Source organism: Streptomyces sp. PR69, assembly GCF_026420845.1.
GTDB lineage: Bacteria > Actinomycetota > Actinomycetes > Streptomycetales > Streptomycetaceae > Streptomyces.
On record NZ_JAOWCB010000014.1, the window covers coordinates 65,723 to 86,362 of the forward strand.

The 20,640-nt window shown below is 70.7% G+C and carries 18 protein-coding genes and 1 pseudogene; 12 read left to right on the plus strand and 7 right to left on the minus strand.

What is annotated here, in order from left to right:
• Window position 1: 1 nt before the first annotated feature.
• A complete protein-coding gene (rpsR, locus tag OF819_RS15845; protein WP_267244169.1) occupies window positions 2-244 on the plus strand; it encodes a 30S ribosomal protein S18 in 243 nt (80 codons plus the stop codon).
• 202 nt (window positions 245-446) lie between these two features.
• The gene (locus OF819_RS15850) at window positions 447-689 is read left to right on the plus strand and encodes a DUF397 domain-containing protein (protein WP_240134301.1); all 243 of its coding nucleotides are present in this window, start codon (window positions 447-449) and stop codon (window positions 687-689) included.
• Window positions 690-781: 92 nt separating this feature from the next.
• Here the strand turns inward: OF819_RS15850 and OF819_RS15855 are convergent, their stop codons facing one another.
• Window positions 782-1,300, minus strand: coding sequence for an ATP-binding protein (locus OF819_RS15855; protein ID WP_267244170.1), 519 nt, complete (start codon window positions 1,298-1,300; stop codon window positions 782-784).
• Between the two features lie 355 nt (window positions 1,301-1,655).
• Here OF819_RS15855 and OF819_RS15860 point away from each other — a divergent pair, with 355 nt between their 5' ends.
• The 3 genes and pseudogenes from OF819_RS15860 to OF819_RS15870 form a co-directional block, all read left to right on the plus strand.
• Window positions 1,656-2,579, plus strand: a complete 924-nt coding sequence (locus tag OF819_RS15860) for a helix-turn-helix domain-containing protein (RefSeq protein ID WP_416370548.1) — start codon at window positions 1,656-1,658, stop codon at window positions 2,577-2,579.
• Window positions 2,580-2,747: 168 nt separating this feature from the next.
• Window positions 2,748-4,205, plus strand: coding sequence for an aldehyde dehydrogenase family protein (locus OF819_RS15865; protein WP_267244263.1), 1,458 nt, complete (start codon window positions 2,748-2,750; stop codon window positions 4,203-4,205).
• Window positions 4,206-4,321: 116 nt separating this feature from the next.
• A pseudogene (locus OF819_RS15870) lies at window positions 4,322-4,495 on the plus strand (PadR family transcriptional regulator); the annotation flags it as partial.
• A 16-nt stretch (window positions 4,496-4,511) separates the two neighbouring features.
• On the opposite strand, the gene OF819_RS15875 reads toward OF819_RS15870, so the two are convergent.
• Window positions 4,512-5,981: a glutamate decarboxylase gene (locus OF819_RS15875; protein ID WP_267244171.1), complete on the minus strand. Its 1,470-nt coding sequence runs from the start codon at window positions 5,979-5,981 to the stop codon at window positions 4,512-4,514.
• Window positions 5,982-6,257: 276 nt separating this feature from the next.
• Between OF819_RS15875 and OF819_RS15880 the strand changes: the two genes are divergently transcribed.
• A complete protein-coding gene (locus tag OF819_RS15880) occupies window positions 6,258-7,019 on the plus strand; it encodes a MerR family transcriptional regulator (RefSeq protein WP_267244172.1) in 762 nt (253 codons plus the stop codon).
• Window positions 7,020-7,935: 916 nt separating this feature from the next.
• On the opposite strand, the gene OF819_RS15885 is transcribed toward OF819_RS15880, so the two are convergent.
• From OF819_RS15885 to OF819_RS15900, 4 genes are all read right to left on the minus strand, one after another.
• The gene (locus tag OF819_RS15885; protein WP_267244173.1) at window positions 7,936-8,301 is read right to left on the minus strand and encodes a YbjQ family protein; all 366 of its coding nucleotides are present in this window, start codon (window positions 8,299-8,301) and stop codon (window positions 7,936-7,938) included.
• 114 nt (window positions 8,302-8,415) lie between these two features.
• Complete coding sequence (locus OF819_RS15890; RefSeq protein WP_267244174.1) at window positions 8,416-9,378, minus strand: DUF368 domain-containing protein; 963 nt, start codon at window positions 9,376-9,378, stop codon at window positions 8,416-8,418.
• Between the two features lie 137 nt (window positions 9,379-9,515).
• Complete coding sequence (locus OF819_RS15895) at window positions 9,516-11,180, minus strand: threonine/serine exporter family protein (protein WP_267244175.1); 1,665 nt, start codon at window positions 11,178-11,180, stop codon at window positions 9,516-9,518.
• Between the two features lie 186 nt (window positions 11,181-11,366).
• Window positions 11,367-11,858, minus strand: a complete 492-nt coding sequence (locus OF819_RS15900) for an inorganic diphosphatase (protein ID WP_267244264.1) — start codon at window positions 11,856-11,858, stop codon at window positions 11,367-11,369.
• An 86-nt stretch (window positions 11,859-11,944) separates the two neighbouring features.
• On the opposite strand from OF819_RS15900, the gene dacB reads away from it, so the two are divergent.
• The 6 genes from dacB to folE all read left to right on the plus strand — a co-directional run bounded on the left by dacB (window position 11,945) and on the right by folE (window position 20,094).
• Window positions 11,945-13,453: a D-alanyl-D-alanine carboxypeptidase/D-alanyl-D-alanine-endopeptidase gene (gene dacB, locus OF819_RS15905; protein WP_267244176.1), complete on the plus strand. Its 1,509-nt coding sequence runs from the start codon at window positions 11,945-11,947 to the stop codon at window positions 13,451-13,453.
• 575 nt (window positions 13,454-14,028) lie between these two features.
• Window positions 14,029-15,180, plus strand: coding sequence for a zinc-dependent metalloprotease (locus tag OF819_RS15910; protein WP_267244177.1), 1,152 nt, complete (start codon window positions 14,029-14,031; stop codon window positions 15,178-15,180).
• Between the two features lie 188 nt (window positions 15,181-15,368).
• Entirely contained in the window at window positions 15,369-16,505 is a 1,137-nt protein-coding gene (tilS, locus tag OF819_RS15915) for a tRNA lysidine(34) synthetase TilS (protein ID WP_267244178.1), read from the plus strand.
• A gap of 61 nt (window positions 16,506-16,566) precedes the next feature.
• Entirely contained in the window at window positions 16,567-17,106 is a 540-nt protein-coding gene (gene hpt / locus OF819_RS15920) for a hypoxanthine phosphoribosyltransferase (protein ID WP_267244265.1), read from the plus strand.
• Window positions 17,107-17,302: 196 nt separating this feature from the next.
• The gene (gene ftsH / locus OF819_RS15925) at window positions 17,303-19,345 is read left to right on the plus strand and encodes an ATP-dependent zinc metalloprotease FtsH (protein ID WP_267244179.1); all 2,043 of its coding nucleotides are present in this window, start codon (window positions 17,303-17,305) and stop codon (window positions 19,343-19,345) included.
• Between the two features lie 143 nt (window positions 19,346-19,488).
• On the plus strand, window positions 19,489-20,094 hold the full coding sequence (gene folE / locus OF819_RS15930; protein WP_267244180.1) for a GTP cyclohydrolase I FolE: 606 nt from the start codon (window positions 19,489-19,491) through the stop codon (window positions 20,092-20,094).
• 38 nt (window positions 20,095-20,132) lie between these two features.
• On the opposite strand, the gene OF819_RS15935 is transcribed toward folE, so the two are convergent.
• The gene (locus tag OF819_RS15935) at window positions 20,133-20,630 is read right to left on the minus strand and encodes a DUF3180 domain-containing protein (RefSeq protein ID WP_267244181.1); all 498 of its coding nucleotides are present in this window, start codon (window positions 20,628-20,630) and stop codon (window positions 20,133-20,135) included.
• Window positions 20,631-20,640 lie beyond the last annotated feature (10 nt).

Below are 20,640 nucleotides of genomic sequence, written 5' to 3' on the forward strand. Positions count from 1 at the left end.
CATGCCCCGCCGCCCCGATGCGCGCAAGCCCGCCAAGTCCCGCCCCAATCCGCTGGACCAGGCGAACATCACCTATATCGACTACAAGGACACCGATCTGCTGCGGAAATTCATCTCCGACCGCGGCAAGATCCGCAGCCGCCGGGTGACCCGTGTCTCGGCGCAGCAGCAGCGGCAGCTCGCTCGGGCGATCAAGAATGCCCGGGAGATGGCGCTGTTGCCTTACTCCTCCACGGGACGCTGATCGCCGACAGCAGCTGAACGGCTGAATTCCGTGCTCTCCGGGAGCTTCCGGAGCCCGTCGTGCGTCTTCTCCTGAGGAGGTGACCGCGGGAGCACCCTCCGTGCACGTGCATCTGCGTCTGCATCCGTCCATGCATCCGCACGTGAACGCGGCTATGATCCGGGAACAGTTGACCCTTGCACCTTGTATCCCGGGAGCGACTGTGCACGACGTGTACAACGGCATGGCGGCCACGGAGCTTCAAGGGGTCGTCTGGCAGAAGAGCAGGCACAGCAACTCGCAGGGCTCGTGCGTGGAGTTCGCCAAACTGCCCGGCGGGCATGTGGCGATGCGCAATTCACGGCACCCGGACGGGCCCGCCCTGGTCTATACGCCCGCAGAGATCGAAGCCTTGCTGCTGGGCGTCAAGGACGGCGAGTTCGACCATCTGGTCGCGGGAGGCTGACGGCCGTACAGCGCACAGAGGGCTCGGCCGTCCGGCCGAGCCCTCACCTTTATGCCGAGCCCTCTGCTGCCGTGAGGCCCCGGCGTTTCCCGCTAAGTCAGCCGGAACAGCGCCCAGACCACCTTGCCCCGCAGCGTCCCCGCCAGCGGATGCCAGCCCCAGCCGTCGCTGAAGGAGTCCACCAGGAACAGCCCCCGCCCGGACTCAGCCGAACCGCTCGGGTCGGGAGGGAAGGGCGTGTCATCGGACAGCTCGCCCGGCTCCGGGCTCTCTTCGCTGGGATCGCGCACCGCGCACACCAGGCGGCCAGTCCAGCGCATCAAGTGCAGTCGTACGGGCGGGTCCTGGGGCCCCGAGGCCGTGTCCGCCGCCGGCGGCAGGGCGTGCCGCAGCGCATTGGTGACCAGTTCGGAGACGACCAGAGCCACATCGTCGAAACGCTCTCCGAGACCCCACTGGCCGAGCGTCGCCTTGGTGAACTGCCGTGCCCCGCGGACCGCTTCATAGCGGGCGGGCAGTGCGCACGAAGCCGAGCTGGAGACAGTGGAGGGGTCGAAAGGAGGAAGCCCCTGCCGCAACGGCTCGAGCATGGTCGATCCATTCGTCCCCATGCGAGGCACTCCCCGGGAATCGCGGTTGTGGTGTGACAACACGAACGAGCACGCAGGTGCGCGGGCACCATCGTTCCCAATGCGCAGGGCAGATGCAAGGGCAGATGCACGTGCACGCGCCCGCACTGTCCGGCCCCGTGCCGTTTCTTAACCATTTCTTCCATGGGCCTTCCGCGGGTCTTCCACAGGTCTTCCACGGCTCTCCCGCCCTTTGCTGCCCGAGAGCTGGCTCAGTGCGGCTCATTTCCGTAATCGAACGAGTACACGCTGAAGCGTTTGATGGCAGAATCCACCGCAGTCGGGGCTCGGGGGACTCCGGGGAGGTACAAGAGACAGACGGACAGGCCGAGCAGCGATGGGGAGGGCGGAGACCGTGACCGGTGTCGACGCTGGAGGCGGGGCGTGGGGACTCCCCCGGTCCGAAGGGCCGGGCGGGGGTTCCGTGGTACGGCGCATCCTGCTGGGTTCGCAGCTGCGCCGGCTGCGCGAGACCCGCGGCATCACCCGTGAAGCCGCCGGATACTCGATCCGCGCATCCGAATCCAAGATCAGCCGTATGGAGTTGGGACGGGTGAGCTTCAAGGCGAGGGATGTCGAGGACCTGCTCACGCTTTACGGCGTCACCGACGCCACGGAGCGCCAGGCGCTGCTCGGACTCGCCAAGGAGGCCAATGTCGCCGGCTGGTGGCACAGCTTCAGCGATGTGCTGCCCGGCTGGTTCCAGACATACATCGGCCTGGAGGGCGCGGCCTCGCTGATCCGCATCTACGAGGTGCAGTTCGTCCACGGTCTGCTGCAGACGGAGTCATACGCCCATGCCGTCGTCGCGCGCGGCATGCCGGGCGCCCCGGCCGCCGAGATAGACCGCCGGGTCGCGCTGCGTCTGGAACGGCAGAAGACCCTGGTCTCCGAGCGCGCCCCGCACTTCCACGCCGTGCTGGACGAAGCGGCGCTGCGCCGTCCGTACGGCGATCGGGCCGTGATGCAGGCCCAGTTGAAGCATCTGATCGAGATATCCGAGCAGCCCAACATCACCCTCCAGGTGATGCCGTTCAGCTTCGGCGGGCACGCGGGCGAGAGCGGGGCGTTCACCATGCTGCGCTTCCCCGAGTCGGACCTCTCCGACCTCGTCTATCTCGAACAGCTCACCAGCGCCCTCTACCTCGACAAGCGCGAGGACGTCGCCCAGTACGAGCGGGTGATGGAGCGGCTCCAGCAGGACAGCCCCGATCCGGCGGGAAGCCGCGATCTTCTTCGTGGTCTACTCCAACTCATCTGAAACAGCAGTACGATGACACGGCATCAGACAGTTGCCGTGCGCGGTCGGTCGCAGCCGTGAACGGCGACAGCGCCACCGGACGTACGTATGGCTGAGCAGTCGTGGGTACGTACGGCAGACGGCACCACCCGGCAGTTCCCCCAGACGACCGGCAGTAGGGATCCGATCATGTCCTTCTTCACCGAACTGGCCCATCAGTACATAGACGGCGAGTGGAAGCCCGGCAGCGGCTCCTGGGACATCATCGACTTCAATCCCTACAGCGGAGAGAAGCTGGCCTCCATCACGGTGGCCACCGCCGACGAGGTCGACCAGGCATACCGCGCCGCCGAGCGGGCACAGAGCGCCTGGGCGGACACCAACCCGTACACCCGCCGGCTGGTCTTCGAGCGGGCGCTGCGGATCATCGAGGACCGTGAGCAGGAGATCACCGAGGCGATCATCGCGGAGCTGGGCGGCACCCACCTCAAGGCCGCCTTCGAGCTGCACCTCGCCAAGGAGTTCCTGCGGGAGGCGGTCCAGCTGGCGCTGCGCGCCGAGGGCCGTATCCTGCCCTCGCCCTCCGACGGCAAGGAGAACCGCGTCTACCGGCTGCCCGTCGGCGTCGTGGGCGTGATCAGCCCCTTCAACTTCCCCTTCCTCCTCTCGCTGAAGTCGGTCGCGCCGGCGCTGGCGCTGGGCAACGCGGTCGTCCTCAAGCCGCACCAGAACACCCCGATCTGCGGCGGTGCGCTGGTCGCCAAGGTGCTCGCGGACGCGGGGCTGCCGGCCGGACTGCTCAATGTCGTCATCACCGACATCGCGGAGATCGGGGACGCGCTGATCGCCCACCCGGTCCCCAAGGCGATCTCCTTCACCGGCTCCGACCGGGTCGGCCGCCATGTCGCGACCGTCTGCGCCGCGAACTTCAAACGCGCCATCCTCGAACTGGGCGGCAACAGCGCCCTGATCGTGCTCGACGACGCGGACGTCGACTACGCGGTGGACGCGGCGGTCTTCAGCCGGTACGTACACCAGGGCCAGGTCTGCATGGCCGCCAACCGCATCCTGGTGGACCGCAGCGTGGAGGCGGAGTTCACCGAGAAGTTCACCGCCAAGGTCAGGACCCTGCGCGTCGGCGACCCGGCGGACCCCGCCACCCACATCGGGCCGCTGATCAACTCCTCGCAGGCGGAGGCGGTCACCTCGCTTGTCGAGCAGACGGTGAAGGCGGGGGCGACACCGCTGGTGCAGGGCGGTGCGCAGGGCAATCTGGTCTCCCCTTCGGTGCTTGCCGGGCTGCCCGCCGACTCCCCAGTCCTGCGGCAGGAGATCTTCGGGCCGGTCGCGCTGATCGTGCCGTTCGACGGGGAGGAGGAGGCGGTCCGCATCGCCAACGACACCCCGTACGGGCTCAGCGGGGCCGTGCACACGGGCGATGTGGAGCGGGGCGTACGGCTCGCCCGGCGTATCCACACCGGCATGATCCACATCAATGACAGCACGGTCCACGACGAGCCGATCGTGCCGTTCGGCGGTGAGAAGCACTCCGGCGTCGGGCGGCTGAACGGCGACTCGATGCTGGAGGCGTTCACCACGCAGAAGTGGATCTCGGTGCAGCACGGGCGCTCGCAGTTCCCGTTCTGACGACGGCAGTGCGAGGGGAGTCGCGCGAGGGCAGCCGCGGGCAGCCTAGTCAAACTTGACTGGGAAGAAGGCGCCATGGCGGCCTCGGCGATCCGGCTGCTGGTCCTGGGAGCCACCTGTGCGTGCACTCCGCGGACGCCGGAGCCCAGTGGACGCGGGGGCTGATCGAGCGCATCGGGAGCGGCGCGCACACCTTCGCGGGGGAGGGCGAGCCGTTCGCCGGCGTACTGGGGGAGGGGCAGGACAACCCGTACGCCACCGGCGTCCCGCACCCCGAGGACGACGCCTGAGCGGTGCGCGACGCGGTCAGTGGTGGAACGCCGTGGGCTGCTCGATGTCCTGGCTCAGCGGATGCGGCTGCCGCCGCAGCTCCGGAAGCAGCCGGCGCAGATCCTCCAGCAGCAGCTCCGCCAGATCGGCCGAGAAGCCGTTGCGGCACACCACGCGCAGCACGGACAGATCCTCGCGGTTCGGCGGGAAGGTGTACGCGGGCACCAGCCAGCCGTGTTCGCGCAGCCGCCGCGACACGTCGAAGACGTCAAAGCTCTCCACGCCGGGCGCGGTCGTCAGCGCGAACACCGGAAGCTGATCGCCGCGGGTGAGCAGCCGGAAGTCGCCCAGGGCCGCGATGCCCTCCGCCAGGGCGCGGGCCACATCGCGGGAGGCCTGCTGGACGGCCCGGTAACCCTCCCTGCCCAGCCGCAGAAAGGTGTAGTACTGGGCGACGACCTGTGCGCCCGGCCGGGAGAAGTTCAGCGCGAAGGTCGGCATGTCGCCGCCGAGGTAGTTCACCCGGAAGACGAGCTCCTCCGGCAGCTCGTCCGGCGAGCGCCACAGCGCCCAGCCGACGCCCGGATAGACCAGCCCGTACTTGTGCCCCGATGTGTTGATCGAGCGGACCCGCGGCAGCCTGAAGTCCCACACCAGGTCCTCGTCGAGGAAGGGCGCGACCATCGCGCCGGACGCGCCGTCGACATGGACGGGGACGTCGAGGCCGGTGCGCTCCTGCAGCGCGTCCAGCGCGGCGCACACCTCGGCCACCGGCTCATACGACCCGTCGAAGGTCGAGCCGAGCACCGTGACCACGCCGATGGTGTTCTCGTCGCAGAGGTCGGCGGCCGCCTGCGGGTCGAGATGGAACCGCTCGCCTTCCATCGGCACCGTCCTGGGCTCCACCTCCCAGAAGGCGCAGAACTTCTCCCAGCACACCTGGACGTTGACGCCCATGACCAGATTGGGCCGGGCGGACGCCGGATAGCGGTCCCGGTTGCGGGCCGCCCAGCGCCGCTTGAGCGCCATGCCCGCCAGCATGCAGGCCTCGCTGGAGCCGGTGGTGGAGCAGCCGACCGCGGAGTCGGGGTCCGGGGCGTTCCAGAGGTCGGCGAGCATCGCCGTACAGCGCCGTTCCAGTTCGGCGGTGCGCGGGTACTCATCCTTGTCGATCATGTTCTTGTCGCGGCACTCCGCCATCAGCGCCCCGGCCTCCGGCTCCATCCAGGTGGTGACGAAGGTGGCGAGGTTCAGCCGGGAGTTGCCGTCGAGCATCAGCTCGTCACGGACGAGACGGTGCGCTGTGGCCGGCGCCATCGGGCCGTCGGGGAGCCGGTGCACCGGCGGCGCCGAGGTCATTCCGCCGACCGGGTCCGCGGGTCCGTAGAAGGGGTTGGGGGAGAGCCGGGAAACGGCGGCGGACGGCTCCGAGCGTGAGCGCTGTGCCGCGGCGGCGCGTGCGGAGTCGTGTGCGGGGTTCTTCTCCGTACCCTTGTAGAGCACCATGGTCGTTCCGGCCCTCCGCTCGCGTTTCCGCTCACATTTCCGCTCGGTTTCCGCCGGCGACAGCCCGCCGGGCGGGTTGGACTCGACCCGCAGCCGGGTCCGGCCGCGCGGCTGCACACGCGACCATCTCCACACGCGACCATACGGATAAATGGGGCGAATAGCTCATTGGGTGATCCATAGGGATGCGCGCGTGCGGGAAAGCGGGCTTGCACCTCACGTGGCGTGAGGACCCAGGCTGAAGGGCGTACCGAGAAAGCGAAGGAGCGGAAGGCGATGAGCTACCCCGTGGGACAGGTCGCCGCGTTCGCCGGAGTGACGGTGCGCACCCTGCACCACTACGACGAGATCGGGCTGCTCTGCCCGAGCGAGCGCAGCCACGCGGGCCACCGGCGCTATGACGACGCCGACCTGGACCGGCTGCAGCAGATCCTGTTCTACCGGGAGCTCGGCTTCCCGCTCGACGAGGTGGCGGCGCTCCTCGACGACCCGGACGCGGACCCGCAGGAGCATCTGCGGCGGCAGCACACGCTGCTCACCGGACGGATCGCCAAGCTGCGGGAGATGGCCGCCGCCGTCGAACTGGCCATGGAGGCGAGAAAGATGGGCATCAATCTCACGCCCGAGGAGAAGTTCGAGGTCTTCGGAGACTTCGACCCCGACGCCTATGAGGAGGAGGTCCAGCAGCGCTGGGGCGGCACGGAGGAGTACCGCGAGTCCCAGCGCAGGGCCGCGCGCTATACGAAGGAGGACTGGCAGCGCATCCAGGCCGAGGCCGAGGAGGTCACACGGCGCTTTGTGGCGCTGATGGAGGCGGGGGAGCCGGCGGAGTCCGAGGCGGCGATGGACGCGGCGGAGGGGCACCGGGAGTGGATCAGCCGCAACCACTACGAGTGCTCGCACGAGATGCACCGGTGTCTGGGTGACATGTACGTCGACGACGTCCGCTTCACGGAGAACATCGACAAGGCGAGGCCGGGGCTGGCGGTGTACGAACGCGCGGCGATCCGCGCGAATGCGGCACGGCACGGGGCCTGAGCGGTCCGCGGGCCCGGGGGGCCTTCTCCCACCCGCCCGCCCTTTGGCAGGGCGGGGGTACTGCGTACCCCCGCCCCCGACGCCACGCAGGCTCCGCCACGCGGCGGAGCCCCTGGCCCTTTCGGCGCCGCGTCGGCCTCGGCGGGTGGCGGAGCCCCCCGGACCTCCGGTGCTGTGCAGGCTTCGCCGTGCGGTTGAATCTTGGGTTCCGTGCGTCGCGTCGGCTTCGCCGTGCGGCGGAGTCTCCGCTGCTGTCACGGGTGTTCGCATCGGAGACTGCGTCGGTGCCGCGTGCGGCTTCCGCCGTGCGGCCGGATCCCCGGTGCGCTTCGGGCGCTTGCGCCGTTCGCCGCGGGGGCAGGTGGCGGGCTGCGACTGCTGGTGTGTGGGCCGCGGCGACTGAGCCTTCAGGTGCGCTGGCTCGCCGGGTGACTGCTGTACGGCGCATTGGGCTGCGGGCGCTTGGGCGCGTCCGGCGTCCGGTGGTGCTGGGGGCCGCGTGGCCGGGTACGTGGGCACGATGGCTGGTGGGGCACACGCAATGCCGGGGGGTGGGCCGCGTGGCGGGGGTGTGGGGTGCTGTCAGGGGGCTGCTGTGCGGGGCGTTGGGCTGCGGGTACTTGACGTGTCGGTGTGCGCCGCGCTGGCTCCGACGCGTGGTCGGGTGCCGTACGCCGTTCGGGTGCGTGGGCACGATGGCGGCGGGGCACGCGCGATGCCGGGAGTCGGCCCCGTGGCAGGGCCGCGGATGCTTGGCGCGTCCGGTGTGTGCGGCAGTGCTGGGGCGTCGCGTGTGGGGTGTCGTACGCCGTGCGGGTGCGTTGGCCTGACGGTGGGTGGGGCACACGTGATGCCCCGGGGGCGGGCCCCGTGACGGGGGGCCGTCAGGGGGGAGCTGTCGGCCGCGCCGGAGGCGTTACGCGTGGGTGATGACGACCGCCGTGCCGTACGCGCAGACCTCCGTGCCCACGTCCGCCGCCTCCGCGACGTCGAAGCGGAACATCAGCACGGCGTTCGCGCCGCGGGCCCGCGCCTGTTCGACGAGGCGTTCCATCGCCTGGTTGCGGGTCTCGACGAGGGTCTTGGTGAGGCCCTTCAGCTCACCGCCGACCAGGGACTTCAGCCCCGCGCCGATCTGGCTGCCCAGATGGCGGGAGCGGACGGTCAGGCCGAAGACCTCGCCGATCACCTGCTGCACCTGGTGGCCGGGGATGTCGTTCGTGGTGACGACCAGGACCTCGGAGCCGGGCCCCTGCCCGCCGCCGTATTCGTCGATGCCCATGCGCATCCACCTCCACCGGCAGCTTCACGCGCCGCCGGTGACCGCGCATCCCGGACGCCCCGGACGAGGGGCGGACAGGCGTCGGACGGAGGCCGGACGGGGGTCGGACGGGGGTCAGTCGTTCGCGCCGACGGACACGCGCGCGTGCCGCCCGCGTCCGCCGCCGCGCTGCTCGGTCCGCTCCCGCTTGGCGTGCGCACGGCGCTCCACGACCAGCACCGCGACCACGACGGCGACGCCCACGGCCATCAGCGCGAAGGTGAGGCCGACCGAGCCGCTCGGCGCGAGCAGGTGGCGGTCGTCGTCCTGCCAGGGCCACAGGGCGCGCAGCGAACCGGCCATCAGCCCGGTCATCACGACGAGCGTCATGTGGTGGTAGTTCTCCAGCAGCCACTTCAGCAGCTTCACAAAGAGCGCGAGACCGACGACGCACCCGGTGCCGAAGACCGCGACATAGCCGAGGTCGCGCTCGTTGACCGCGTCCATCGTCGGCTCGTACAGCCCCAGTGTGAGCAGGATGAACGAGCCGGAGACGCCCGGCAGCACCAGCGCGCAGATCGCCACCGCCCCGGCCAGTCCGACGATCGCGGGGTGGGTCGGCATCTGCGCGGGCGGCAGGCCCGTCAGCACGAACGCCCCTGCCGCGACGAGCAGTCCGAGCAGGTAGTTCCCCGCGGTCCAGCGCCTGCCGGAGCCGGAGTACGGCACCCACAGCGAGGCCAGCACCAGCCCGAAGAACAGGGCGTACGCGAACTGCGGATGCTCCTCGATCACCGGGGCCAGCAGCTTGGCGCCCAGCACCAGCGCGGCCGCCATGCCGATGAGCAGCGGGAGCAGCGTCCCCCATTCGGCCTTCTTCATCTCGGCGGCCGCCCGGGACATGCCCCGGCCGCGCGGCAGGTCGGCCGCGGCCATGCGCAGTCCGCTGGTGATGAAACCCGCGCCGCCGATGAGCTTTTCGTAGACCCCGGTGATCAGGGCCACGGTGCCGCCGCTGATGCCGGGGACCACCTCGGCGGCCCCGATGAGAGTGCCGCGGAAGGCGTTGAAGGCGTGACCGCCGGGCGACTTCGCCATGATCTCCTGCTTTTTCGTCGTGCGAGCCCAGAACCGTGCGAACCCCAGAAGGAGGGTTCATCCTATGCGCCGTACGGGAACGCCCGGGAACCGGGAAACGGCCAGGGCGCGGAGAAGGCGCAGCGAAGGCGCAGAGGTCAGAAGCCGCGCGTGCGCTTGGCCGCGCGCCGCCCCGGACCGCCCTCCGCGCCGAGCCCCGGCACCCGCAGGAACAGACGCGACAGCTCGCCTCCGAGGTTCACCCCGATCGCGATGGCCAGCGCCAGCGCGGCCGCCTTGCTCAGGGAGGCCAGTCCGTGGTTCAGCTGGTCCCTGGCGATCTCCAGCAGCCCGAAGTAGATCGCGCTGCCCGGCAGCAGCGGCCCGATCGACGCGGTCACATACGGCAGGGCCGAGGTGAACTGATAGCGCGAGAGCATCTGCCCGAACAGCCCCACCAGGCCCGCCGCCGCGGCCGTCGACAGCACCGGGGAGAGATCGCCGGTGTGCGCCATCGCCCCGAACACCACCCAGGCCACGCCGCCGTTGAGAGTGGCGAGCAGCACCGTGGAGCGTTCCTGCTGGAGCAGGATGGCGAAGCACAGTGACAGCCCCATCGCCGCCAGGGTCTGCACCTCCGCGCGCTCCCTGCTGGGCAGCTCCGTCTCCGGGGTGAGCCCCGCGTCCAGCGCGACCCCGAAGTACAGCACGAGCAGCACGCCCACGACGATGCCGACGACCAGATAGACGACCTCCAGCAGTCGCGCGGCCGCCGTGATGTAGAAGCCGGTCAGCCCGTCCTGGACGCCGGCGACCAGCGCCCGCCCGGGGATCAGTGCGAAGAGACCGCCGGTGATCACCGCGGAGGCGCGGACGTCCAGCGGGGTGAGCGACAGCCCCACGCCCATCGCGGCGGACGGCATTGCGGCCACGACGAACTGGTAGAACTCCGGCAGCCCGCGGCCGGCGAGCAGCCAGGCCAGCCGGTCGCCGAGCATCGCACTGATCGCCGCCGCGATGAAGACGATGGTGTTGCCGCCCACCAGCACGGACGCGGAGCCGGCCAGCAGACCGGCGGCGGCGGTGACCGCCCAGCCGGGGTATGGGTGGCGGTTCCTGCGGATCTCCGCGAGCCTGCGGTAGGCCTCCTCCAGGGAGACCTGCTCCTCTTCGGTGCTGATGTCGTGCACCAGCTGGTAGACGGCGGCCAGCCGGGTGTAGTCGGTGCCCCGTCGCCGTACGGTCCGGTTGGCGCTCACCGGGTCGTCGACCAGCGACGGCTGATAGGTGATCGACAGCAGGGTGAAGGTGACGGTCGGCTCGCAGCGGTCGAGACCGTACGAGTGGGTGACGGCGAACATCGCCGCCTCGACGTCCTCCGCGCCCTCACCGCCCGCGAGCAGCAGCTCGCCGATGCGCAGGCTGAGGTCCAGCACGCGCGGCACCGCGGGGCCTTCGTCCTCGTGCCGCTGCATCGCCTCCGGCACGGGGCGCTCGCCGACCGGCATCCGCAGCACGGTGCGCATCCGGTCCTGCCAGGGGGTGTGGCGGGCGAGCCGCACCGCGGGGACGCCCTGGGCGGGGGTGAAGGCGGGCGGGGACTGTTTGGCGCGATAGGTGAGGGGGGTCGCGAAGGCGGAGCCCTCGGAGTCGGGGTGGGTGTCGAAGGGGGCGGCCATGCCCTGCGGTACGGCGAACTCCGAGGTCGGCGACTCTTCCGCGGGCGGTTCCGGTTGCTCGAATCCATCCGGCGGAGTGAACGCGCTGTGCGCCTCATCGGAGTGAGGCTTCCGGTCTTCCGGACCCTCCGGTTCCGCCACCACTGGCTGTTCCTCGCTCCCTGTCCAGGCTCCCCGTTCCTGTCTGCTCGCCGGCTGATGTGGTCGTCTCAGCGTCGACTCGGCGTCGACTCGGCGTCGTCTCAGCTCAGTATGGGCATGGCCTGGCATACGACGAGGGCGGGGCACCCCGCAAGAGGTGCCCCGCCCATGGCCGTGAAGCGCCGTGTCTCAGTGGCCGCCCTGCGCCTCGTAGCGCTTGTAGGAGGCCTCGATCTCCGCCTCCGCCTCGGTGCGGCCGACCCAGTTCGCGCCCTCGACGGACTTGCCCGGCTCCAGGTCCTTGTAGACCTCGAAGAAGTGCTGGATCTCCAGGCGGTCGAACTCCGAGACATGGTGGATGTCGCGCAGGTGCTCCACGCGCGGGTCGGAGGCCGGCACGCACAGCAGCTTGTCGTCGCCGCCGGCCTCGTCCGTCATCCGGAACATGCCGATGGCCCGGCACTTGATCAGGCAGCCGGGGAAGGTCGGCTCGTCAAGAATGACCAGCGCGTCCAGCGGGTCGCCGTCCTCGCCGAGGGTGTCCTCGACGAAGCCGTAGTCGGCCGGGTAGCTGGTCGAGGTGAAGAGTCGACGGTCCAGGCGGATCCGACCGGTCTCGTGGTCCACCTCGTACTTGTTCCGCGAACCCTTCGGGATCTCGATGGTGACGTCGAACTCCACGGGTGGCTCCTCCATGATCAACACATACGTCTGGTGGTTAAGTGTCCCTCACGCAGATGTGTGATCGCGAAAGGGGCTGATGCGAGGTGCCGTCGGTCAGGCCGAAGGTCAGGACATGGCAGCTCGCGACGGGCGCGGCCGCGGTCGGCTGCGTCCTTGCAGCCGGGGCGGTGGCCGCGGCGGGTCCATGGGACTCCGGTCAGCGTAAGGCCGAGCGGGAGTGGGCGGCGGCCTACAGCCCCGCAGGTGGCGCACATCACGACGGCACGGCGGCGGGGCCCCCTCGGGGGCGGCCCGAACCCGCCCCCAGCGCCCCTGGCGTCCTCACCGCCCTCGGCGTCCCCGACGCCGCCGCGCTGCGCGCGCCGCGGCAGCAGACCCCGCCGGCCGACGCCCCCGCAGACCCCGAGCGGAAACCGTCCCGGCAGCTTGCCCAAGAGCTGTCCCGGAAGCTGGACCCGCTCCTCGCCGACCCTGCTCTCGGTCCGCTGCGCACCGCGTCGGTCGTCGACGTCGCCACCGGCGAGAGCCTGTACGCCCGCGGGGCGCGGACCCCGATGACGCCCGCGTCCACCATCAAGATCGCCACGGCGACCGCGGTCCTCGGGGCCCTCGGCCCGGACCACCGCATCGAGACGACGGTCGTCGCGCCCCCGCCGCGTCCGGGGGGCTCCGCCGCCACGGAGATCACGCTGGTCGGGGGCGGCGACGCCACCCTGGACGACAAGCGGCTGCGCACGCTCGCGGAGCGGACGGCCACGGCCCTGCGGGGGCGCGGGACCGCCTCCGTACGGCTGGTCTACGACGCCTCGCGCTACTCCGGGCCCGCGCGCCACCCCATCGGCCCCAACAGCAACATCGCCCCGGTCAGCGCCCTGACACTGAACCAGGGACGGCTCGACGACTCGCTGCGCGGGCCCGCCCCGCGCAGCGCCGACCCCGCGCGGGACACCGCCGACGCCTTCGTACGGCTGCTGAGCGAGCACGGCGTCGAAGCCGCCGACCCCAAGCCGGGCCGGGCGCCCGCCGCCGCGCAGCCGCTGGCCGCCGTCGCCTCCGCGCCCCTGTCTGCGCTGGTCGAACGGATGCTGACGAACAGCGACAACGACCTCGCCGAAGCGCTCGCCCGCCAGACCGCCCTGGCCGCGGGCGAACGGGCGAGCTTCGCGGGCGCCGAGCGGGCCGTCACCGCACAGCTCGCCGCCCTCGGGATCGACGTCAAGGGCGCGCGGTTCGCCGACGGCAGCGGGCTCAGCCGACGCGACCGGGCCTCCGCGGGGCTGCTCACCGCCCTCCTCGCCCGGGCCGCGGAGCCGGGCCGGCCCGAGCTGCGCCCGGTGCTCACAGGGCTGCCGGTCGCCGGGTTCAGCGGCACCCTGGAGGACCGCTACGCAGGCGGTCCGCCCGCCACCGCGGCCGGCACCGGGCTGGTACGCGCCAAGACCGGCACCCTCACCGGCGTCGACACCCTCGCGGGCGCCGTCGCCACCCCGGACGGCCGTCTGCTGGCCTTCGCCTTCATGACCGGCGACAGCCCCTCCCCGTACACGACCCGCCCGGCCCTCGACCGCCTCGCCGCCGCGCTGGCGTCTTGAATCCGGGGGCTCCGCCCCCAGACCCCCCTTCGGGGGGAAGGGGCTGTGCGGCCCGTGTCCTCAAACTCTCCCGGACTCCTCCCCCAGACTCCGTCCGGGGGTACCCCCATGGAAGTGCCCCCAACAGGCTTGATCGGGCTGCCCCCAACTCCACCCCCGCCGACGTCTTGCGGCGCGGAGACCGAAAACTCAGCCCATCGGCGACTGAAGCGCGAGGCCCCGCATATCCAGCCCCGCCTGGGGGTCCCCCCCGGACGGAGTCTGGGGGAGTTTGGGGCGGGAGGGCCCGCACACTCGGCCTCGCTGGCGTTTGCGGTGCGGGGGCCTGAAACTCGGCCTGGCCGGTGTCTGCGGTGCGGAGGCCGGAAGCTCGGCCTCGCCGGCGTCTACGGCGGGAGGGCCCGCACACTCAGCCCCGCCGGCGTTTGAGGCGCAAGGGGCTGCACAATTCAGCCCCGTGGGGGTACCCCCGGACGGAGTCTGGGGGAGATTGAGGCGCAGGGGTCTGGGGCGGAGCCCCCAGGCAGGCGGCCAATGGCACTCCGCCTTCCCGGGCGAGCACGTACGGTTGACGCATGACGAGCATCGGTGGTGCCGAGATGGTCGACTGGAACCTCGCCGTGGCGACCGCGACCCGCTTCGTGCGGCCAGGCCCCGACGTCAGCCGGGACGAGGCGCGGGCCGTCGTCACCGAGCTGCGGCGGCATGCGCTGGCCTCCGAGGAGCACGTCCGCTCCTTCACCCGGATGATCCCGGACGGGACGGCGGCCCGGGACACCCCCGTCCTGATCGTGGACCGGCCCGGCTGGGTCCGGGCCAATGTCGCGGGCTTCCGCGAGCTGCTGAAACCGCTGCTGGACAAGATGCAGGAGCGCCGTGCCGGCACCCCCGGCGGCGCCGTCCTCGGCGCGGTCGGCGGCAAGGTCACCGGCGTGGAGCTGGGCATGCTGCTGTCGTTCCTGGCCTCCCGCGTCCTCGGCCAGTACGAGACCTTCGCCCCGGCGAGCCGCGATCTGCCCGCGGGCGACCCCGCGCAGCCCGGCGGCGAGGGCGGCGGGCGGCTGCTCCTGGTCGCCCCCAACATCGTCCACGTGGAGCGGGAACTGGACGTCGACCCGCACGACTTCCGGCTCTGGGTCTGTCTCCACGAGGAGACCCACCGCACCCAGTTCACCGGCGTGCCCTGGCTCAAGGACCATCTTGAGGGCGAGATCCAGGCATTCCTCGCCGAGACCGACGTCGACCCCATGACCGTGCTGGAGCGGTTCCGGGAGGCCGCCCAGTCGCTCGCCGGGGCCCGCCCCGAGGGGGAGGCCGAGGAGGGCGGCGGGCGTTCCATCGTGGAGCTGGTGCAGACCCCCGCGCAGCGGGAGATCCTCGGCCGGCTGACCGCTGTGATGTCGCTGCTCGAAGGGCATGCGGACTATGTGATGGACGGCGTGGGGCCCGATGTGGTGCCGTCCGTCTCCGAGATCCGCGAGAAGTTCCAGCAGCGCAGGGCGCGCGGTGCGAGCCGGCTGGACCAGGCGCTGCGCAAGCTCCTGGGACTGGACGCCAAGCTGCGCCAGTACCGTGACGGGGAGCGCTTCGTCCGGGCTGTGGTCGACGAGGTCGGCATGGACGGCTTCAATCGCGTCTGGACGTCCCCGAACACCCTCCCCACCAAGGCGGAGATCGCCAAACCGGCGGACTGGGTCGCGCGGGTGCACCGTAAAGCAGAGTCGTGAAGTGCGGGCGATCAGCGGCAGAAGAAAGCCCCCTCAATCACCCATCCGAGGGACCGTAGCCAATGGGTAGGCGTGCAATGCTCGGGGAACGGCCCGGTTCTGTCACCATCGACGCACTCTGAGTGACCGAACCTTCCGATTCAGACTCCACCGAGGCACCCCCCAACTTTTCACGAAGGGCACCGGACATGGGTCCCCATCCTGCGGTCGCGGCGATACGCCTGGCGGTCCGCCGCGTACTCCACGACGTACTGACCGACCTGACCGACCACCTGGCCGATCCGGCCGATCCGACCGAACAGGACCGGCGGCAGAACAGCCGGCCCAGCCACCCCCCGCAGACACAGAGCGGCCCCGGCGCTCCCCCGGCCCCGCTCGGGGCTCCCGGCCTCCGCGCCCCCCGCGCCCTCGACGGCCCCCTGGTCCTCGTCGCCTGCTCCGGCGGCGCCGACTCCATGGCACTGGCCTCCGCTCTCGCCTTCGAGGCCCCCAAGCTGGGCATCCGCGCCGGCGCCGTCACCGTCGACCATGGCCTCCAGGACGGCTCCGCGCAGCGCGCCGCCGAGGTCGCCGCCCGCCTGACCGCCATGGACCTCGACCCCGTCGAGACCGTCGCCGTGCGCGTCGGCCGTGACGGGGGGCCCGAGGCCGCGGCCCGCGACGCGCGCTACGCCGCCCTCGACGACGCCGCAGAGCGCCTCGGCGCCGCCGCGGTCCTGCTCGGCCACACCCGCGACGACCAGGCCGAAACCGTCCTGCTCGGCCTCGCCCGCGGCTCCGGCATCCGCTCGCTGGCCGGCATGGCAGCCGTCTCCGGCGTCGCCGGCCGCTACCGCCGCCCCTTCCTCCAGCTCGACCGGCAGACCGCCCGCAAGGCCTGCATGGTCCAGTCGCTGCCCGTCTGGGACGACCCGCACAACGCCGACCCGGCCTACACCCGCTCCCGGCTGCGCCATGAAGGGCTGCCCGCCCTGGAGAAGGCGCTGGGCAAGGGCGTCGTCGAGGCCCTCGCCCGCACCGCGCAGCTCTCCCGCGACGACGCCGACGCCCTCGACTCCTGGGCGGCCGCCGCCGAGGCCTCCGTACGGGACGACGCCGGGCGCCTGGTCTGCGCCGAGCTCTACGCCCTGCCCGCCGCTGTCCGCCGCCGCGTGCTGCGCAAGGCCGTCATCGCGGCCGGCGCCCCCGCGGGCTCGCTCTTCGCCCGCCATGTCGAGGAAGTCGACCGTCTGATCACCGGCTGGCGGGGCCAGCGGGCCATCAATCTGCCGGGCCGCGTCGAAGCGCGCCGGCAGGGTGGCACACTGGTCATCCGGCAGAGCTGACGCCGACCCCCGACAGACAGCCGGAAAGACGACAGAGAGCGACCGCGTGAACGAGAAGGACATGGGCGCCGACCTGCAGTCGGTGCTCATCACCAAGGAAGAGATCGACGCGAAGCTGGCCGAGCTGGCCGCGAAGATCGACGCGGAGTACGCGGGCAAGGACCTGCTCCTCGTCGGCGTCCTCAAGGGGGCCGTCATGGTGATGGCGGATCTGGCGCGTGCGCTGTCGTCCCCCGCCACCATGGACTGGATGGCCGTCTCCTCCTACGGCGCGGGCACCCAGTCCTCCGGCGTGGTGCGGATCCTCAAGGACCTGGACACCGACATCAAGGGCAAGCACGTCCTGATCGTCGAGGACATCATCGACTCGGGGCTCACCCTGTCGTGGCTGCTGTCCAACCTCGGCTCGCGGGAGCCCGCCTCCCTTGAGGTGTGCACGCTGCTGCGTAAGCCGGATGCCGCAAAGGTCGCCATCGACGTGAAGTGGATCGGCTTCGACATCCCGAACGAGTTCGTCGTCGGCTACGGCCTTGACTACGCGGAGAAGTACCGCAATCTGCCGTTCGTCGGCACCCTCGCGCCGCACGTCTACGGCGGCTAGGCCAGGACCTGGCCGCAGCCGCCGCCGGCCCGGGAACCCCAGCCCCCCTCCCGCCGTTGAAGGATGGGAGGGCGGGTATGTCACCCGTACCATGCGGTCGCAGTGACGATGCTGGGGTACCGTCCGAAGAACAGTCTTTTCTCACAGCAGCATTTACCTACGGGCAGGAGGGACGGGGCGTAATCGCTCCGTATGGATGGACGTGAAGCGATACTTCCGTGGGCCGGTCATGTGGATCGTGCTGGCCGTCCTCGCCGTGGTCGTGTTGATGCAGGTCGTCGGCTCGTCCGGCGGCTACAAGACGGTGGACACCGGTGAGGTCGTCCAGACGATCGACAAGAACCAGGTCGAACAGGTCAAGCTGACCACCGGCGACGAACAGATCATCAAGGTCGACCTCAAGGACGGCGTCGAGGTCAAGGGCAGCGACAAGATTCAGGCCAGCTACATCGGCACCCAGGGGTCCGATCTGGCCGACAAGCTGCAGCAGAAGTACGAGGCCGGTGAAATCGACAAGGGCTACACCGTCTCGCCGTCGAAGCAGTCGCCGTTCGTCTCGGTGCTGCTGTCGCTGCTGCCCTTCGTCCTGATCGTCCTGGTCTTCCTGTTCCTGATGAACCAGATGCAGGGCGGCGGCTCCCGAGTGATGAACTTCGGGAAATCCAAGGCCAAGCTGATCACCAAGGACACCCCCAAGACGACGTTCGCCGATGTGGCGGGGTCCGACGAGGCCGTCGAGGAACTCCACGAGATCAAGGAGTTCCTGCAGGAGCCGGCGAAGTTCCAGGCCGTCGGCGCCAAGATCCCCAAGGGCGTGCTGCTGTACGGCCCGCCCGGCACCGGCAAGACGCTGCTGGCGCGCGCCGTCGCGGGCGAGGCCGGGGTGCCGTTCTACTCGATCTCCGGCTCCGACTTCGTCGAGATGTTCGTCGGCGTCGGCGCCTCCCGCGTCCGCGACCTGTTCGAGCAGGCCAAGGCGAACGCGCCGGCGATCGTCTTCGTCGACGAGATCGACGCTGTCGGCCGGCACCGCGGCGCGGGCCTCGGCGGCGGCCACGACGAGCGCGAGCAGACCCTGAACCAGCTCCTCGTCGAGATGGACGGCTTTGACGTCAAGGGCGGCGTCATCCTGATCGCCGCCACCAACCGGCCCGACATCCTCGACCCCGCGCTGCTGCGCCCTGGCCGCTTCGACCGGCAGATCGCCGTCGACCGCCCGGACATGCAGGGCCGGCTGGAGATCCTCAAGGTCCACCAGAAGGGCAAGCCGGTCGCTCCGGACGTCGACCTGGGCGCGGTCGCCCGCCGCACGCCCGGCTTCACCGGCGCCGACCTGTCGAACGTGCTCAACGAGGCCGCGCTGCTCACCGCGCGCACCGACAAGAAGCTGATCGACAACCAGTCGCTGGACGAGGCGATCGACCGCGTGGTCGCGGGTCCGCAGAAGCGGACGCGGATCATGTCGGACAAGGAGAAGAAGATCACCGCGTACCACGAGGGCGGTCACGCCCTGGTCGCGGCGGCCTCGCCGAACTCCGACCCGGTCCACAAGATCACGATCTTGTCGCGCGGCCGCGCCCTCGGCTACACGATGGTCCTGCCGGACGAGGACAAGTACTCGACCACGCGCAATGAGATGCTCGACCAGCTCGCCTATATGCTGGGCGGCCGGGCGGCCGAGGAGCTCGTCTTCCACGACCCGACCACCGGCGCGGCGAACGACATCGAGAAGGCCACGGCCACGGCCCGCGCGATGGTCACCCAGTACGGCATGACCGAGCGCCTCGGCGCGATCAAGTTCGGCGGCGACAACACCGAGCCCTTCCTGGGCCGGGAGATGGCGCACCAGCGGGACTACTCGGAAGAGGTCGCCGCGCTGGTCGACGAAGAGGTCAAGAAGCTCATCGAGGCCGCGCACAACGAGGCCTGGGAGATCCTCGTCGAGAATCGTGACGTGCTCGACAACCTGGTGCTCCAGCTGCTGGAGAAGGAGACCCTCGGCAAGGAGGAGATCGCCGAGATCTTCGCCCCGGTCATCAAGCGCCCGGCCCGCCCGGCGTGGACCGGCTCCTCTCGCCGTACGCCCTCCACGCGTCCTCCGGTGCTCTCGCCGAAGGAGCTGGCCCTGACGAACGGCGCGAACGGCTCCAACGCCAATGGCGCCCTGCCGCCGTCGACGGACACGACGAAGAAGGCTCCGGCCGTCGAGGCGGCCGCGGAGGAGCGCCCGGAGGCCTGACACCCGGGCTTTCCGGGCCGCCGCCCGGCCCTTGCGCACGTCCCGGGCCTGCCCCGGAATGAATGCCGCGCCCCGTAAGGTTTTAGCCTGGGGGCGCGGCATTCTGCATGCGTGCACTTCAGAGCAGAGGAACGAGGCACCACATGACCGACCCGGTGACGCTGGACGGCGAAGGCACGATCGGCGAGTTCGACGAGAAGCGCGCCGAGAACGCCATACGCGAGCTCCTGATCGCGGTCGGCGAGGACCCGGACCGCGAGGGCCTGCGGGAGACGCCGGGGCGGGTGGCGCGCGCGTACAAGGAGATATTCGCAGGGCTGTGGCAGCAGCCGGAGGACGTGCTGACCACCACCTTCGACCTGGGCCATGACGAGATGGTCCTGGTGAAGGACATCGAGGTCTTCAGCACCTGCGAACACCATCTGGTGCCGTTCCGCGGCGTCGCCCATGTGGGCTATATCCCGTCGACCACGGGCAAGATCACGGGCCTGTCGAAGCTGGCCCGCCTGGTCGACGTCTACGCCCGCCGCCCCCAGGTGCAGGAACGGTTGACCACGCAGATCGCCGACTCGCTGATGGAGATCCTGGAGCCGCGCGGCGTGATCGTCGTCATCGAATGCGAGCACATGTGCATGTCGATGCGGGGCATCCGCAAGCCCGGCGCGAAGACGATCACCTCTGCGGTGCGGGGACAGCTGAGGGATGTGGCGACCCGCAACGAGGCGATGAGCCTGATCATGGCGCACTGAGCGTCCTCAAACGGGGCCGGGGGCGGAGCCCCAGCAGGTCAGGACGCCCGCGCCGGGCCGCCGCCCCCGCTCTCGCCTTCGTCCCCGTCCTCCGGCAGCTTGCACACCCGCTCCAGGAACAGCGCCGCGGCGATCACCGCGATGCCCGCCAGGACCGAGAAGCCGGCATAGATCGCCTGCTCCCGGCGGGGCGGCATGTCCAAAGAGCCCAGCAGGAACACGGCCGTGCCGCCGTACATCCCGGCCACCAGGGCCGCGACCAGCGCGCTCGCCTGAGCGAAGACCACGGCACGGGCCGCCATCAGCGGCTCCACTCCCTTGGCGTCTGGCCGGCGCTCGCGCTGGGCCTTGAGACGGGCGCGGAGCGACAGCGCGGTCGCGGTCAGGATCGCGGCGATCGCCGCGAGGACGATCGGCGCGGCCAGCGGCACGCTCGGCAGTGTGCCAAACGTGTCCCACAGCCGTACCCCGCCCCAGGACAGCACACCGGCCACGGCGAAGAGACCGGCCAGTACCCCGAGCCGTAGTTGCTTCACCGAGAGAGCC

Excerpts from the sequence above, each read along its gene's own strand:
- OF819_RS15860 (WP_416370548.1), top strand. The coding sequence starts at position 1,656 with ATGGGGAGGGCGGAGACCGTGACCGGTGTCGACGCTGGAGGCGGGGCG.
- rpsR (WP_267244169.1), top strand. The coding sequence starts at position 2 with ATGCCCCGCCGCCCCGATGCGCGCAAGCCCGCCAAGTCCCGCCCCAAT.
- hpt (WP_267244265.1), top strand. The coding sequence starts at position 16,567 with ATGGGCGCCGACCTGCAGTCGGTGCTCATCACCAAGGAAGAGATCGAC.
- OF819_RS15885 (WP_267244173.1), bottom strand. The coding sequence starts at position 8,301 with ATGGGCATCGACGAATACGGCGGCGGGCAGGGGCCCGGCTCCGAGGTC.
- OF819_RS15880 (WP_267244172.1), top strand. The coding sequence starts at position 6,258 with ATGAGCTACCCCGTGGGACAGGTCGCCGCGTTCGCCGGAGTGACGGTG.
- OF819_RS15865 (WP_267244263.1), top strand. The coding sequence starts at position 2,748 with ATGTCCTTCTTCACCGAACTGGCCCATCAGTACATAGACGGCGAGTGG.
- OF819_RS15890 (WP_267244174.1), bottom strand. The coding sequence starts at position 9,378 with ATGGCGAAGTCGCCCGGCGGTCACGCCTTCAACGCCTTCCGCGGCACT.
- ftsH (WP_267244179.1), top strand. The coding sequence starts at position 17,303 with ATGGACGTGAAGCGATACTTCCGTGGGCCGGTCATGTGGATCGTGCTG.
- tilS (WP_267244178.1), top strand. The coding sequence starts at position 15,369 with ATGGGTCCCCATCCTGCGGTCGCGGCGATACGCCTGGCGGTCCGCCGC.
- folE (WP_267244180.1), top strand. The coding sequence starts at position 19,489 with ATGACCGACCCGGTGACGCTGGACGGCGAAGGCACGATCGGCGAGTTC.
- OF819_RS15855 (WP_267244170.1), bottom strand. The coding sequence starts at position 1,300 with ATGGGGACGAATGGATCGACCATGCTCGAGCCGTTGCGGCAGGGGCTT.
- OF819_RS15910 (WP_267244177.1), top strand. The coding sequence starts at position 14,029 with ATGACGAGCATCGGTGGTGCCGAGATGGTCGACTGGAACCTCGCCGTG.
- OF819_RS15875 (WP_267244171.1), bottom strand. The coding sequence starts at position 5,981 with ATGGTGCTCTACAAGGGTACGGAGAAGAACCCCGCACACGACTCCGCA.